This window comes from Acidobacteriota bacterium, assembly GCA_012517875.1.
Classification (GTDB): domain Bacteria; phylum Acidobacteriota; class JAAYUB01; order JAAYUB01; family JAAYUB01; genus JAAYUB01.
On the sequence record JAAYUB010000111.1, the window covers coordinates 1 to 14,259 of the forward strand.

Annotated in this window: 15 protein-coding genes; 4 read left to right on the plus strand and 11 right to left on the minus strand. The window is 61.0% G+C overall.

The window, feature by feature from the left end; genetic code table 11:
- From GX414_11860 to pilM, 11 genes are all read right to left on the minus strand, one after another.
- Positions 1 to 1,339, minus strand: a 1,339-nt coding sequence (locus GX414_11860) for a hypothetical protein (GenBank protein NLI47791.1), incomplete at its 3' end; no start/stop codon positions are given.
- Positions 1,336 to 1,911 (minus strand): hypothetical protein, encoded by a 576-nt coding sequence (locus GX414_11865; GenBank protein NLI47792.1) that lies wholly within the window; start codon positions 1,909 to 1,911, stop codon positions 1,336 to 1,338. The genes GX414_11865 and GX414_11860, both read right to left, overlap by 4 nt.
- A gap of 119 nt (positions 1,912 to 2,030) precedes the next feature.
- Positions 2,031 to 3,725, minus strand: coding sequence for a sodium-dependent transporter (locus GX414_11870; GenBank protein ID NLI47793.1), 1,695 nt, complete (start codon positions 3,723 to 3,725; stop codon positions 2,031 to 2,033).
- A gap of 47 nt (positions 3,726 to 3,772) precedes the next feature.
- Complete coding sequence (accC, locus tag GX414_11875; protein NLI47794.1) at positions 3,773 to 5,119, minus strand: acetyl-CoA carboxylase biotin carboxylase subunit; 1,347 nt, start codon at positions 5,117 to 5,119, stop codon at positions 3,773 to 3,775.
- 4 nt (positions 5,120 to 5,123) lie between these two features.
- A complete protein-coding gene (gene accB, locus GX414_11880) occupies positions 5,124 to 5,591 on the minus strand; it encodes an acetyl-CoA carboxylase biotin carboxyl carrier protein (protein NLI47795.1) in 468 nt (155 codons plus the stop codon).
- 124 nt (positions 5,592 to 5,715) lie between these two features.
- The gene (locus GX414_11885; protein NLI47796.1) at positions 5,716 to 6,093 is read right to left on the minus strand and encodes a hypothetical protein; all 378 of its coding nucleotides are present in this window, start codon (positions 6,091 to 6,093) and stop codon (positions 5,716 to 5,718) included.
- A gap of 16 nt (positions 6,094 to 6,109) precedes the next feature.
- Entirely contained in the window at positions 6,110 to 8,137 is a 2,028-nt protein-coding gene (gene pilQ, locus GX414_11890; GenBank protein NLI47797.1) for a type IV pilus secretin PilQ, read from the minus strand.
- A gap of 31 nt (positions 8,138 to 8,168) precedes the next feature.
- Positions 8,169 to 8,657 (minus strand): hypothetical protein, encoded by a 489-nt coding sequence (locus GX414_11895; GenBank protein NLI47798.1) that lies wholly within the window; start codon positions 8,655 to 8,657, stop codon positions 8,169 to 8,171.
- A gap of 13 nt (positions 8,658 to 8,670) precedes the next feature.
- Positions 8,671 to 9,264: a type 4a pilus biogenesis protein PilO gene (gene pilO / locus GX414_11900; GenBank protein ID NLI47799.1), complete on the minus strand. Its 594-nt coding sequence runs from the start codon at positions 9,262 to 9,264 to the stop codon at positions 8,671 to 8,673.
- The gene (locus tag GX414_11905) at positions 9,257 to 9,859 is read right to left on the minus strand and encodes a hypothetical protein (GenBank protein ID NLI47800.1); all 603 of its coding nucleotides are present in this window, start codon (positions 9,857 to 9,859) and stop codon (positions 9,257 to 9,259) included. Before GX414_11905 ends, pilO begins: the two co-directional genes overlap by 8 nt.
- Positions 9,853 to 10,860 (minus strand): type IV pilus assembly protein PilM, encoded by a 1,008-nt coding sequence (gene pilM, locus GX414_11910; GenBank protein NLI47801.1) that lies wholly within the window; start codon positions 10,858 to 10,860, stop codon positions 9,853 to 9,855. The genes GX414_11905 and pilM overlap by 7 nt, the downstream gene beginning before the upstream one ends.
- Before the next feature lie 266 nt (positions 10,861 to 11,126).
- Between pilM and GX414_11915 the strand changes: the two genes are divergently transcribed.
- The 4 genes from GX414_11915 to ruvB all read left to right on the plus strand — a co-directional run bounded on the left by GX414_11915 (position 11,127) and on the right by ruvB (position 14,257).
- A complete protein-coding gene (locus GX414_11915; GenBank protein NLI47802.1) occupies positions 11,127 to 11,705 on the plus strand; it encodes an orotate phosphoribosyltransferase in 579 nt (192 codons plus the stop codon).
- Positions 11,706 to 11,751: 46 nt separating this feature from the next.
- Positions 11,752 to 12,522 carry a tRNA pseudouridine(38-40) synthase TruA gene (gene truA, locus GX414_11920; GenBank protein NLI47803.1) on the plus strand — a complete coding sequence of 257 codons (771 nt, stop codon included), beginning with the start codon at positions 11,752 to 11,754 and terminating at the stop codon, positions 12,520 to 12,522.
- 87 nt (positions 12,523 to 12,609) lie between these two features.
- The gene (gene ruvA / locus GX414_11925; GenBank protein NLI47804.1) at positions 12,610 to 13,218 is read left to right on the plus strand and encodes a Holliday junction branch migration protein RuvA; all 609 of its coding nucleotides are present in this window, start codon (positions 12,610 to 12,612) and stop codon (positions 13,216 to 13,218) included.
- A gap of 1 nt (position 13,219) precedes the next feature.
- Positions 13,220 to 14,257, plus strand: a complete 1,038-nt coding sequence (gene ruvB, locus GX414_11930) for a Holliday junction branch migration DNA helicase RuvB (protein NLI47805.1) — start codon at positions 13,220 to 13,222, stop codon at positions 14,255 to 14,257.
- Positions 14,258 to 14,259 lie beyond the last annotated feature (2 nt).

The following is a 14,259-nucleotide window of genomic DNA, read 5'->3' on the forward strand; positions in this document are numbered from 1 at the left end:
CCGCGTTTCCCTGGGGATCCAGATCCAGATTCAGCGGCGCGATCCGGGCCGCCGGGCGCGACAGGAAGGTGTGCAGATCGGGCCCGGCGGGTGTCCAGGCGGGGTCAGGATCTTCGAACCGGTGGAATCCGATGACCCCGTTGGAATACAGGAAGATTCGCCGGCAGGGAACACCGGCAAAGTCAAAGGCGAAGCCGTCGGGGAGTCCGAATTCGACGGCATCATCGTCGGCGAGCGGCAACTCGTTGATGCTGAACATGAATCCGGTCACGACCTCTCCAGCGGACACATAGGTGGACATGCCGGAGGGAATCTCGCTGAAGCCGTCGATGGTGCAAGCGCCGATGCCGTCGTCCTCGATGGTGGCCGCGGTGATGTCGTCCCGGCCGTCAATCCCCTCAACCACCAGCCGGTAGTCGCCGGGTGGCACGCCGGCGACGCGGAACTCGCCGCTGCCGTCGCCGGCATACCCGGACAATCCGGCGACCTGGATATTTGGATTCGAGTTCATGATGGCGCGCACATGGGCGGCGGTCACCGGAACCATGTGTCTGTAGTGCACATGGCCCTTGATCGTGCCCGTCTCCAGCACGAAGGGCAGGTGATCGGGCGGCGAATAGGTCGTCTCGGGATAGAGCGCGGAGATCCCGGCCGTGTCGTCGAACTCCAGGGAGCGGCCGAACCGGTCGTCCTCGGGATTGGTATACGGGTACATGGTGGGAATGTAGAGGGGCTGAATGGGATCGGCACCCGGTTCGCCGTTGACCGTGTTGATGGCGCCCACAAACGTGTGACCCAGGCCCCAGATATGGCCCAGCTCGTGCGTGGCGGTGGCCTCCAGATCCAGATCGGGCGAAGAGGGGAATGTGCCGTTGAGGATCAGCAGGGCGTCCACGATCTCCTGGGAGGCGGTATCCTCGATGGTGATCCCGACGCCGGCGACCGTTTCCGGATCCAGCCCCAGGGCTTCGAAAACCCCGCCGGTTTCGTCAAACACGATTTCGTTGATTTCGTCGCCGATGATCCCGTAGTCAGTACCCAGGTTGTCCTCGTTGAAGTCGGGCACGTCGGTGTAGATGTACAGCTCGCCCCCGAGGCGCAGCGCGGTGGGCACGTTGTCCCAGGTGTCGAGCGAGTCGGCGATGAGCGGCAGACCGTCGCCGCCGGCCAGCGTCCCGGCGTCAAGAACGAATTCGACGGGCGGGTGAGCCCATCGGACGATCCGGGTGCGGTGGTCGACGCTGGACACGCCGCTCTGGTGCACGTACGCGTCAATGGCGCCGGTCAGCAGCGAGACCAGCAGGAAGAGGAACCATCGAGTGAAGGTGCGTGCGTTCATTGGGCCACCTTCCCGACGGCGTTCTGAAGCAACGGCCGGATATCATCCAGACGGCGCCAAGAGAGTGAACCGGAGGCGGCGGCTGACTGGCTTGGGCTTGCAGCCTTGGCTTCGGTGAGTGCGATCTGCCGGCGGTTCAGGGCAATCTCCCATTGTCCGGATTCGCCGGCAATGCGCGCCGGCGCGATTCCGTTCATGGCGCCGGCCACCAGGAGCGAGCCGCTCCGAGCGGTGCGGCGGAGGAGCAGGAGGTAGGACTGCCCGGGCTGGAAGCGCGGTGCGTCGTGCAGCACGACGCGGTACTGGCCGGCGGCCCCGCCGGCCACCCGCAGGGTGAAGGTCTCACCGGGCGACTCACCGGCCAGGGTATCGAGCCGGTTGAACTCGTACACAGTGAAAATCATGCCCCCGGTTCCGGCCTGGACCCCGCAAGCGGAGGTGCACGTCGCCAGCACTGCGCTGTCGGCCCGGCGGGCGGTTTCCACCAGGGGAGCGCTCCGGGTTCGCGCCAGCACACCGCTGACCGCGGCCAGCGACAGGATCGACAGGGTGATCAGGACGCGCAGTCTCATGTTGCCACCTCCATCATGCGCACACAGATAGATCCGGTCAGGAGCGGGAAAGTTCACCGCAGAGCGTAACGTTTGGCCTGGTATCAGGGACGGTCGCGGCGGGCGATGCGGTTCCGAAACTACCGGGACGCGGTCCCTTCGGCCTCATGCCGGACCCGTCGAGACCAGGCGAACCGGATGATCACCAGGGTCAGTAGGGCGATGATGAAAAGCAGCGCCCGGGCGCCCCAGAGGTAAGGCTGGCGCTCCGTGGGAACGCCCTGCATGACCAGTTTGGGCATCGCGTCCTGGACCAGCCAGACGCCCAGGATGATCAGCAGGTAGATCGGGGTGATGTATTTCATGACAAATTTGAATACCTGCGGAACGCGGAGTTCGGCTCCGCGGGTGATCTCCTCCCAACCCCGGCGGATGCCGTACACCCAACTGAACAGGATGCTCTCGCTGGCCCCGAGCACCACCAGGCCGAAGGTCCCGGCCCAGAAATCCAGTTCGTCCAGGAATCCGTAGCGGAAATAGAGCACCACCAGCGTGGCGGAGACAAACAACACGCCGAAGACCACCAGCACCGCCCGCCGGCGGCTCCAACCCAGGTCATCCTGCAGCAGGGCGATCGCGGGCTGGGTCAGCGCGGCCGATGAAGTGATCCCCGCGATGAACAGGAGCAGGAACCAGGCGGCGCCGAACAGTTCGCCCAGCGGCAGTTGCTGGAAGATGACCGGCAGTGCCTGGAAACCCAGGTCGTAGGCGCCCTGGCGGGCGATTTCCTGTGTTTCGACCAGACCGAAGAAAGCGACGGCGGCGGGGATGGCGATGGTGCCGCCGAGGATGACTTCGACGAATTCGTTTGTGGTGGCGGTGGCCAGTCCGTTCAAGGTGAGATCGGCATCGCGGCGGATGTACGACGCGTAAGTGGTCATGATCCCCATGCTGATTCCGGTGGTGAAAAAAATCTGGCCGGCGGCGGCCAGCCACACGGACGCATCACCGAGGCGGCTGAAATCGGGATTCCACATGAAGCCCAGCCCGCTGGCCACGTTGCAGTCCGGGTGAGCGGGATCGGGAGTGCCCAGGAACAGTACCCGGATGGCGAGCACCACGGCGAACACGAACAGCAGGGGCATGCCGTACTTGGCCAGCACCTCGATGCCGCGGGAGATGCCGCGATAGAGGAAAATGAAATTGATGCCCAGAGTGATGACCAGAAAGACGATCAGGGTTGCGGGCGACTGGAAGAACGCGTTGCTCTCGGCGCCCTGAAAGCCCCGCAGGAACTGGCCCATCGCTTTGCGGGAGGCGTAGCCGAAATACCGGCCGGTGGCGGAGAACCATGTGTACGCCAGAGTCCACGATTCGATCACGTTGTAATAGACCACCACGACCAGCGGCAGGAAGACGCCCAGTGCGCCGAGATATTTTGCGGCGGGACGACGCCACAGCAGGGCGAACATGCCGGGGGTGGATCCGTGCCCGTGCTGGCCGCCCATCCGGCCAATCGCCCATTCCATCCACATCATCGGGATGCCCAGCAGGAGGAACGCGCAGAAGTACGGGATCAGGTAGGCCCCGCCGCCGTTGGAGGCGGCTTGGACCGGAAAACGCAGAAAATTGCCCAGACCGATGGCATTGCCGGCCATGGCCAGGATCATCCCGATCCGCGAGGCCCAGTAGTCCCGCTGGGGGCCCGCCGTCGTCTCCGGCTGCCGTCGGCGCGCACGGAACAACCGGATCACGCAGAATGCGGTGAGGGCGAAGATGCTCCCCCATCCGGCCGTCAGGAAGCACCAGCCCCAAATGCTCAAGCCGCCGTCCATTGTTATCTCCTGCGGATCCGGAGTTCAGCCCCGCCGGCGCCGGCAGATCAGGACCAGCGAGGCAGCAGCCGCTCCAGAAAATGCGTGTCGTAATCGCCGCGGATGAAATCGTCATCCCGCAACACTTTTTGGAGGAGAGGGATGGTCGTTTGCACGCCCTCCACCACAAATTGCTCCAGGGCCCGGAGCATGCGTACGCGCGCTTTCTGCCGGTCGCAGCCCCAGACAATCAGCTTAGCGATGAGGCTGTCATAGTAGGGCAGAATCCGGTAGCCGGCGGAAACGAAGGTGTCGACCCGGACACCCGGCCCGCCGGGCGGACACCAGCCGGTGATCAGGCCCGGGCAGGGCCGGAAACTTCGCGGATCTTCGGCGTTGATCCGGCACTCGATGCTGTGGCCGGAGAAGCGGACACGGCGCTGAGCCAGCCCCAACGGCTCGCCGGCGGCGATACGCAGTTGCTGCTGGATGAGATCCAAGCCGCTGATCATTTCCGTGACGGGGTGTTCCACCTGGATCCGCGTGTTCATCTCCATGAAGTAGAATCGGCCCTCGGCGTCGACGATGAATTCGACGGTTCCGGCGCTCTCGTATCCCATGGCCGCGACAGCCCGAGTCACCTGCTCGCCGATCGTGCGGCGCTGGTCGGCGCGGAGCAGAGGTGAGGGCGCCTCCTCGATCAGCTTCTGGTGGCGCCGCTGGATGGAGCACTCCCGCTCGCCCGCGTGGATCACATGGTTGTACCGGTCCGCCAGGATCTGAAATTCGATGTGGCGGGGATTTTCGATGTATTTTTCCACATACAGGCCGGCATTGGCGAAAGCGGCGGCGGCTTCGCCCGAGGCGAGCGCGAACAGGTTGTCCATCTCATCCGCCGAGCGGACGATGCGCATGCCCTTGCCGCCACCGCCCGCGGTGGCCTTGAGGATGACCGGGTAGCCGATGGTTTCGGCCAGCCGGCGGGCGGCTCCGGCATCCGGCAGGAGCCCGTCGCTGCCGGGAACGACGGGCAGCCCGGCTTCGGCCATCCGCCGGCGGGCTGCTGCCTTGTCGCCCATCAGGGCGATCGCCGGAGCGGACGGTCCCACAAACTTGATGTTGCAAGATTCGCAGATTTCGGCGAACCGGGCGTTTTCCGCCAGAAAGCCGTAGCCTGGGTGGATGGCGTCGACGTTGGTGATCTCGGCGGCGCTGATGATGGCTGGGATGTTGAGATAGCTGCGGTCGCTGCGCGCGGGCCCGATGCACACCTTCTCATCGGCCAGGCGGACGTGCAGAGAGCCGGCGTCCACATCCGAGTAGACAGCCACGGTTTCGATCCCGAGTTCGCGGCAAGCGGTGATCACCCGGACGGCGATCTCGCCCCGGTTGGCTATCAGCACTTTTCGGAACATGGAATCAGTCCAGACGGACGGTGAAGAGACGCTCGCCGTACTCGACCGGCTCGCCGTTCTCCACCCAGACCTTCTCGACAACACCGGCGACGTCGCATTCGATCTCGTTCATGATCTTCATCGCTTCAACGATGCAGAGCACGGTTCCGGGTTTGACCCGATCGCCGGGCTGGACGAACGGTTCGGCTCCCGGGCTGGGGGACCGGTAGAACGTGCCGATGAGCGGTGAGCTGACCAGGTGGGCCTTGGCGTCGATCGGTGCCGCATCGGTTCCGGGAGTCGCCGTCAGTGGGGCGGAGGGTGCCGCGACCGCGACCGGCGCCGGAGCATTCGCCGGGGGTGCGGGGGCCGTCGTGGGCCGGTTGTCGCCGCGGCGCGTGCGCAGGTAGAACTCGCCATTCTTCAGTTCAAATTCCTCGAACTGGCTGATTGAAATCATCTTCAATATTTCTTTCAACTCTTTCAGTTCCACAGTGTTTACCTTTTGTCCGGATTCTGCTCGTTGATGGTATCACCGGCGGGTTTGAGCTGTCAAACCACTAAAAAAAAAGGAACCGGCAAGCGGTTCCCTTGGATGCATGGCCGATGCGGTAGGCCTAAATCCGAAAATCCTTTTCCAAAATGATCTTGGCTTTTTTCAACTCGTAACGGGCGCGTCCGTAATTGCCGCCGGGTTGCAGGATGAACATCAGGAAGTACTCGCTGGTGATCATCTTGATCAGAAAGTGGAGCTGCTCCGTGAAAATGGTCATCTCCTGCAGCATGCCGATTTCGACGTCTTCAGCGGTGCGGACGGCATTCTTCAGTAGGGAGGTGTACTCCGCCGCCAGTAGATCGAAATTGAGCCCGTCCTTGAGGTGATCGGGATGGACGGCGCGGTCGATGATGATCCCGTCCACCCCGACAATGAGAACGAGGAGGGCGCCCTCCACTCGGGCGACCATCTCCTCGATTGTGTCTCTGAAAAGGTTCATTGACGCGTCCGTCGGGTCAGCGGATGATTCTCGGTGTCAGGAAGAACAGGATCTCCTTCGTCTCCTTGGATTTGGAGTCGCGGCGGAACGCGTGCCCCAGGATCGGGATGTCGCCGAACAGCGGCACCTTGTCGTTGTTGGTCTGATCGGAATCGATCAGGATGCCGCCGATCACAGTGGTTCCGCCGTCCGCCACCAGCACCTCGGTGGAGGACATGCTGGTGATGATCGACGGAATGTTGTTGACCGTGTTGACGAAATCGGCCCGATTGTTCTCCACGGTGATCTTGAGCAGCACCGTGCCCTCCTCGGTGATCTGTGGCAGCACGCTGAGCTTCAACGAAGCGGAGAAGAAGCGCACCGAAATGGTGTTGTTCTCAACAACCTGGACCGGGAACTGGAGACCTTGCTCGATCATGGCCTGGCGGTTGTTCTGAGCCTGTACCTTGGGCTGGCTGATGACCCGCACCAGGCCGCTGCTTTCGGCGGCGGTCAGCGAGGCGTCCAGCAGGAAGGTGTCGAGGATGTTGCCCACGGAAATGCCGATGCCGCTGGTGGCCTGGGAAGCAGGGAAGGACCAGTTGTAGTTGCCGGTCCGGTTGTTGCCTTCCGTGCCCACGCTGATGGCGGCGTTCTCGGATGCCTGGGCTGTGGAGGCGCCGCGGCCGGTGCTGCCATCGCCGGCGTTGTAGGCTGACTTGGGCGTTTGGGATGGCCGGGAGCCGCCGATCGTCCCGTAAGTGTTCGGGCCGCCGATGGTGATCCGCTCCAGGTTGCCCACCACGAAGCCGACCTGGACACCCAGGCTGCGGGCATAGTCGCGGCTGGCCTGCACGATCCGGGCTTCAATCTCCACCTGATGCTCCGCCACATCCAGGGCCTTGACCAGCTTGCGGATCTCGGCGATCCGTTCTGGGATATCCCGGATGACCAGCGAGTTGGTCCGGATGTCGGTCTTGATTTCGCCCGATTCGGTCAGAATGGGCACCAGCTTGTCGAGCAGCTCGGTGGCGGTGGCGTAATTCAGCTTGATGATGTCCGTGACGGTTTCACGGGTCCGCTTCAGTTCTTCCCGGGCCTTCTCTTCCGCCTTGAAGGCATCCAGAGTGCCGATGCGCACGACGTTCCCCTCGATGACCTTGGCCAGGCGGTTGTTCTTCATCGCCAGGTCGAATACCTGATCCCACGGCACGTTGTCGACCTTGATTGAAATGGTGCCGGAGACGCTCGGATCGACGACGATATTCAGCCCCTCGATGTCGCTGATGAGTCGGAAGAAGTCGACGATGTCCGCTTCCTTGATATCCAGGGTGATGGGTTCGCCGGTGTATTGCACCGTCTGCTGAGCATCGTCCTGGACGTAGTTCACCGCATCCGCCGACGGGCCGGCCTTGGCCAACATCATCTTCGGAGCCTCGCCCAGGACCAGAGACGGCGTGTTGTCCAGGGGCTTGCTCTCCAGTGCTTTCGGCTTGACCACCGGTTCGGGGATACGGACGATGCTGGCGTCCGTCATCTCCGCCTCGGTGGCGGCAGCCGGCGGGGCGGTTGCCGCGGCGGGTTGGGTGGGGATGACATCCACCGGAATCTCCTGGGCCGCCGGCGCAGAATCAGTCCGGACCAGGGTTTCCTGTCCCACCGCGATCTTCAAACCTTCCGCCACCGGCAGTACCTGCACGTCGCGCACGTCCCGGGTCAGATCCAGCACGATGCGGATTGTGCCTTGGCCGTCGTTGTTGAATTTGGATACCCGAATTTTTTGGACGATCTCGCCGTTCACATGCAGCACGTTCTTGCCGTAACGGGTCGCCGTGTTGGGCAGATCGACCACCAGGCGGAAGGGATCGGCCAGCCTGAATTTGCGATATTCTGCGAGGTTCTGGCCAACCAGCGTGAGTTCGAAGATCCCGTCGCGAGTCGAAAACTGGACATCATTCAACTCGCTGGGCGTCTGGGCGCCGGCCGGTGCGCTTTGAGCGATCGCGAACACAGTGGCCAATGCACTCATGATCAACAGCGAAAGGAGCAATTTATTGGACCGCATCAAGTGCCTCCTTATTACAATTATTTGCATTCTATTCATGGAGATCGACCAAAACGACGCTCTTCTCGACGCGCTTGTCCAGGTAGCGCTTGAATTCTTCGAAGACCACGCCGTCCTTCTTTATCTGTTTGACTTTGGCGTTGAATAGATCGTCACCCGGGCGAATGAAGTGGGCTTTCTTGTCAACGCCTTCAAAATAGGCAACGTTGCCGTCCGCTTTGGCGACGATGCCTTTCAGAGCAAGTTCCTTGATCAGCATGCCCCGGATGCCCGGAAACTGCTGTTGCCGCTCCTCGAAGGAGGGGACAGGTTCCAGCTGCGCCTCGGCGTTTTTCTGGCGCTCGATTTTCTGGACGTCCAGGTTGATGAAGGGATCCTGGCGACCCATCATTTCGAAGCGGATGGTCTTTTTGACCACCACGACGTCGGATTTCTCAGACGTGTCGTCCTGTTGGGCCACCAGCATCGAGGGAACCATCAGGAGCAAGCCCGCGGCAAAGATGCATTGGATCAGCTTCATGGCCGTTCCCCTTCTACTGGATTTTCTCAGTGGCATCGCCGGTGTACACGAATGTGCTGGCGATGAAACCCGCTTTGAGAGTGGGGCGGGCATCGGAGCCCTGAGCGGTGGATTCAAGCTTGAGGTTGTACACGTTCAAGATCCGGTCAAAGTTCGCCACCTGTTCGAAAAATTGCCCGATGGAACTATAGCTGGCCTCGCAATTGATGGTGATGGGCCACTCGTAGTAAAACTCGTGATCAACGGGCTTGTCAGGCCGGAACAGGGTGATCTTCAGGTCCCGGGATTCATGGGCCAAATTCTCCAGGCGCCGAACCAGTTCATCCGTTTCGCGCTCTTTCGGCAGGATCTTCTTTTCGCGCTCCAGTTCGGCCAGCCGCGAATTGTAGATTTGCTCATTGAGCGCCTTTTTCTGTTGGAAAGCCTGGGCTTTCTTGACTTTCAGATCCAGCTCAGCGATCTGGACGTCCAGCTTGCTGAGTTCGTCGTTCATCTTGTCGAACACGTACATTTTCAAGACGAAAAAACTCAGCGCGATGATCATGATCACCAGAGCGATCTGCAAAAGCATGGGCGTTCCGCCCTTCTTTTCACCTGTTTTAGCCATTTTGCGCCTCTTCCTCAGCGGGTTTCGCAAAATTCTTCCGACAGTCAAACTCGAACTTGATCGGCAGCTTGCTCTTGTCGTAGTAGAGCCAGTCGATCAAGGAATAGTAATTCTGATTCTTGAGGCTGGCATAGAAGTCGGCGATCGCGTTCACCTCGTAAGCGTACCCCACGATGTGCGTGGTCTCGCCTTCGCTGTCGCGCGTTTGAGTCATGTTCTCAACCCACAGTTTCGGGTCAGTGGCGGGCAGGCTTTGAATCAAGCCGTTCATCATTTCGATGGGGCCGGTTTGGTTTTCTTTCAGCTGTTCGATGACCTTTTTCCGCTCTTCCAGGATCTTGTTGATCCGCTCGTATTTTTCAACTTCTTCCTGAACGTTCTGCAGCCGGTCCGCTTCTTGCTGTAACTCGACGGCCTGCTGGCGTTTTTCCTGCAGCTGATTGTATTTGGACCACCAATACCACGTCCCCAACGCCACCGCAGCGACCACGAGGACAGCGATCACTAAAATCGCCTGAATGGGTTTCGGCTCGATGGGCGCCCGTTGGACGGGCTGTTCGACAGAACGCTCGCGTAACAGGTTGATTTTTACCATTTGTCCTCCGTATTTCTCATTGCCAATCCGACGGCGATGGCAACTCGTGGAGAAATATCGTTAATAAACGATGAATCGAATTTCTGAGGATTGTATGTGATCCGCTTGAACGCATTGAAGATCTCGACCGGAACTTCGAATTTCTGAGACAAATGCTCCGACAGACCGCGGGTGCGGGCCGCGCCGCCGCTCAGGATCATCCGGTCGATGCGGTCAGTGGTGGTGGTGGCCTTGAAGAAGTCAAAGGTTTTCTGGATCTCCAGTTCGATGATCTCGGAGACCGAGTCCATGATCCGATGGACTTCGGCCTCGTTCACACCGCCCACGGCGGCGCCCCGCTTCACCTTCTCCGCTTCTTCGAAGCTGATGCTGAGGCCTTTTTGGAGAAAGTCCGTGTACTGGTTGCCGCCGATGGAAATGTCGCGCGTGAACAGGAGCTCGGCGCCCTTGGCGATGCACAGGTTGGTGATGCTGGCGCCGATATTGAGAAGTGCCGTGACCGTCTGCCCCGTCGGCTGGTAGTTGTAGACATAGGAGGTGAGCAGCGCGAACGCATCGATATCCACGATGGACGGCACCTTGCCCGCCAGGTTGATCACGCTGGTGTGATCGGAAATCTTCTCCTTCTTGACCGCGACCAGGAGCACCTCGATTGTTCCGGTGCCCGGTACGCTTTTGAGAATTTCATAGTCTACGTTGACATCGGAAATATCGAACGGGATGTACTGTTCCGCTTCCCACATGATGGATTCGGACAGTTCCTCGGGGCTTTGGGCGGGGAGGTTGACTTTCTTGACGATGACGGAGTGGCCGGAGATCGATGTGGCGACATTATTGACCTTGATCCCCTGCAAGTTGTAGATTCGGTTGATGGCTTCGGCAACCGGAAGTTTGGCCATGATGGCGCCGTCCACAATCGTGTCAGGCGCCAGCTGCTCCAATCCAAGGTGCACCAATTCAAACTCGTTCTTTTTGCCGGGTTTTAGTCCAACAATCTTCACGGAGGTGGAACCGATGTCGAGTCCGACAATTTGTTTTGATTTAAACAGCATAAATTCCTCTGCGTTGGAATTTCGTGTTCACCTGTCTGTTATTTAAGTGTTTATGTAGTTTAATTAACAGAGGACGCGCAATTTTGTCAAGGAAATAATTGAAAAATTTTACAAAAGATCGATATTGTTTTTTATAATGAAGCTTCAATTTCCAGCATATTTCCCGATGCTGGGTTCAATATTGTGATGCCGATCGTAACAAGCGGAGGTGCTTGATGGAGCAGGCGGATGTTCTCAATGTGTTGCGGGATTCGGGCGCATTTCTCTCCGGCCATTTCAAATTGAGCTCCGGATTGCACAGCGGCCACTACCTTCAATGTGCGGCGCTGTTTCGATTTCCCAGACCATCGGCGGATTTGTGTACGGATCTGGTGAAACAGATCCGGACGGCGGGCATTGCGTTTGATTGTGTCATCTCACCGGCACTGGGCGGTGTGTTGATGGGCTACGAGGTGGCGCGCCAGGCCAACGTGCCCAATATCTTTGCCGAGCGCGACGCCGGCAATGCCATGGCCCTGCGCCGGGGGTTCGCCATCGAAGCGGGACAGCGCACCCTGGTGGTCGAGGATGTCATCACGACCGGCGGATCCGTCAAAGAGGTAAAGGCGTTGGTGCAAGCCGCCGGGGGCATCGTGGCGGCAGTGGGCGCCATCGCTGATCGAAGCCGCGGCAAGGCTGATTTTGGAGTCCCTTTCTTCTCGCTGGTCCAACTGGACTTCCCAACCTACGAACAGAGCCAGTGCCCGCTCTGCGCGGCCGGCGTGCCGGTGGAAAAACCAGGCAGCAAGAAATAACGGATGGTGCATCCGCTTCGGGATCGATCTGACCGCGTGGTGGCGCGTGCCGAACTACCGACTGGACATCGCATATGTGGGAACCCGCTACGCAGGCTGGCAAATCCAGCCGGAGCGGCAGACCATCCAGGGGATCGTGCAGGCAGCGCTGGCATTGCTCTACGGAGAGCAAATCCACCTTGTCGGCTCGGGACGCACCGACGCCGGCGCCCATGCCATGGGACAGGTGGCCAGCTTTCGGGCCCCGGCCAGACTTCCCGAAGAGCGCTTGCCGCTGATCCTGAACAGCCGCCTCCCCGCCGACATTCGGGTGCTGCGGGCGACCCGGGTACCCGCCTCCTTCCACGCCCAGCGGTCGGCTCTTTCCAAGTTGTATCGGTATCAGGTGTTCAACGGCCGCATTCTCGATCCTTTCCAGGAACCCTTCTACCACCGGGTGTTCCAGACGCTAGATGTAGCCGCGATGGCCGAGGCTGCCGGCGGCTTTCTGGGACGCCACGACTTCACTTCGTTCTGCGCCCACGCCGACGCCGAGGCGGATCATGTCCGGGAAGTGTACCGGTGTTCGATCACCAGGCGGGGGCCGCGGATCACCTTTGAGGTCGAGGCCAACGGATTTCTGCACCATATGGTTCGGAACATGGTGGGCACGCTGCTCGAGGCAGGGCAGGGGAAACGAACCCCGGCGGACATCCCCGTGATCCTCGCCGCCAGGGACCGCCGGTGCGCGGGACCCACCGCCCCGGCTTGCGGCCTGTTCCTGGTCCGCGTCTGGTACCGCCGGCGGTCAAGCGGAACCCGGCCGGAATGTGATTGAACGGGCGGACCTATTGGAGTATAAGATCCAGTTTGAACCACCCCGGGCATCGCGGCGGGTGGCGGTTGCGAATCGCCGGAGGATCCATTGATCGGCTACCTCAAGGGTACGCTCAGGAACAAGAAACCGGATGTCCTCTTGTTGGATGTCCACGGCGTGGGTTACCGGGTGCACATTCCGCTGTCCACGTTCTATCTGCTCCCGGGCCCGGGCGAAGAGATGGAGCTGCTCGTGCACACGCATGTCCGCGATGACCAAATCACCCTGTTCGGTTTCAGCCGTCAGGAGGAGTTGGATATCTTCCGTGCCATCACCTCGGTGCGCGGCTGCGGGCCCAGAATCGCCCTGACGGTGCTCTCGGGGATGGAGCCCGACGCCGTCCTCGAGAGCTTGACCTCCGCCGATGCGGCGCGCCTGGCCACCGTGCCCGGCATCGGCAAGAAGACGGCCGAGCGACTGATCTATGAGCTGAAGGAGAAGCTGTCCCGTTACCTGAGCGACCGGCCGGCCGCGGTGTCGGGAGCGGAGAGTCAGCCGGCGCCGGCGCGCATGGACGACCTGCTCTCGGCCCTGGTCAATCTCGGCTACCCCAAGGCGCAGGCCGAGAAAGCCGTGCAGCAGGCATACCGGGAACAGCCCGAGGCGGCCTTCGAGATCCTCCTCCGCAAATCGTTGCGGCATATGATGAAGCGGTAACATGAAAGAATTCCGCGGTATCCTCAATCCCAACCGGACCGAGGAGGAACTCCTCGAGGTGCAGCTCCGGCCCCGGGCGTTTATCGATTACATCGGCCAACGCAAGGTGACCGAAAACGTCGGGATCGCCATCGAGGCGGCCAAGGGACGCAAAGAGGCGCTGGACCACACGCTCTTGTACGGCCCCCCCGGCCTGGGTAAAACCACGCTGGCCGTGGTGATCGCCAGCGAGATGGGGGTGAACCTCCGCACGACGTCCGGTCCGGCTATCGAAAAAAAGGGCGACCTGGCGGCCATCCTGACCAACCTCGAGCCCATGGACATTCTGTTCATCGACGAAATCCACCGCCTGCACTCGACCATCGAGGAGATTCTGTATCCGGCCATGGAGGATTCTGCCATCGATCTGATCATCGGAGAGGGGCCCTCGGCTCGTTCCGTGCCCATCCCGCTGCCGCCGTTCACCCTGATCGGCGCCACCACCCGGTTGGGGCTGCTCACCGCGCCCCTGCGCGCCCGGTTCTGCATCGTCCACCGGCTGGAATTTTACGAGGACGAAGACCTGTACATCATCCTGCAGCGTTCGGCCCGAATCCTGAACGTCCCCGCGACCGAGGACGGGTTGCGGGAAATCGCCCGCCGGGCCCGGGGGACTCCTCGCATCGCCAACAGGCTGCTGAAGCGCGTCCGTGACTTCGTCCAGGTCCGCTCCCACGGCACCATCGACCGCGACAACGCCTGCGCCGCCTTCCGCATGCTGGATGTGGATGACATCGGCATGGACGACGTCACCCGCCACCTCCTCGAGGTGATCGTGGACAAGTTCGGCGGCGGGCCGGTGGGCATCAACACGCTGGCCGCCGCCACCGAGGAAGAGAAGGATACCATCCAGGATATCTACGAACCGTTCCTGATCCAGAAGGGATTCCTCGACCGGACGCCCCGGGGGCGCATGGCTACCGCGTTGGCCTACCGCTACCTGGGCCGCCCCGTGCCGGCCGGCGTGCCCGACAATCAGAAAAAACTGTTTGAGAGGTAAAG

Excerpts from the sequence above, each read along its gene's own strand:
- GX414_11905 (NLI47800.1), bottom strand. The coding sequence starts at position 9,859 with ATGGTAAAAATCAACCTGTTACGCGAGCGTTCTGTCGAACAGCCCGTC.
- pilQ (NLI47797.1), bottom strand. The coding sequence starts at position 8,137 with ATGCGGTCCAATAAATTGCTCCTTTCGCTGTTGATCATGAGTGCATTG.
- GX414_11885 (NLI47796.1), bottom strand. The coding sequence starts at position 6,093 with ATGAACCTTTTCAGAGACACAATCGAGGAGATGGTCGCCCGAGTGGAG.
- GX414_11865 (NLI47792.1), bottom strand. The coding sequence starts at position 1,911 with ATGAGACTGCGCGTCCTGATCACCCTGTCGATCCTGTCGCTGGCCGCG.
- accC (NLI47794.1), bottom strand. The coding sequence starts at position 5,119 with ATGTTCCGAAAAGTGCTGATAGCCAACCGGGGCGAGATCGCCGTCCGG.
- ruvB (NLI47805.1), top strand. The coding sequence starts at position 13,220 with ATGAAAGAATTCCGCGGTATCCTCAATCCCAACCGGACCGAGGAGGAA.
- GX414_11895 (NLI47798.1), bottom strand. The coding sequence starts at position 8,657 with ATGAAGCTGATCCAATGCATCTTTGCCGCGGGCTTGCTCCTGATGGTT.
- pilO (NLI47799.1), bottom strand. The coding sequence starts at position 9,264 with ATGGCTAAAACAGGTGAAAAGAAGGGCGGAACGCCCATGCTTTTGCAG.
- GX414_11915 (NLI47802.1), top strand. The coding sequence starts at position 11,127 with ATGGAGCAGGCGGATGTTCTCAATGTGTTGCGGGATTCGGGCGCATTT.
- GX414_11870 (NLI47793.1), bottom strand. The coding sequence starts at position 3,725 with ATGGACGGCGGCTTGAGCATTTGGGGCTGGTGCTTCCTGACGGCCGGA.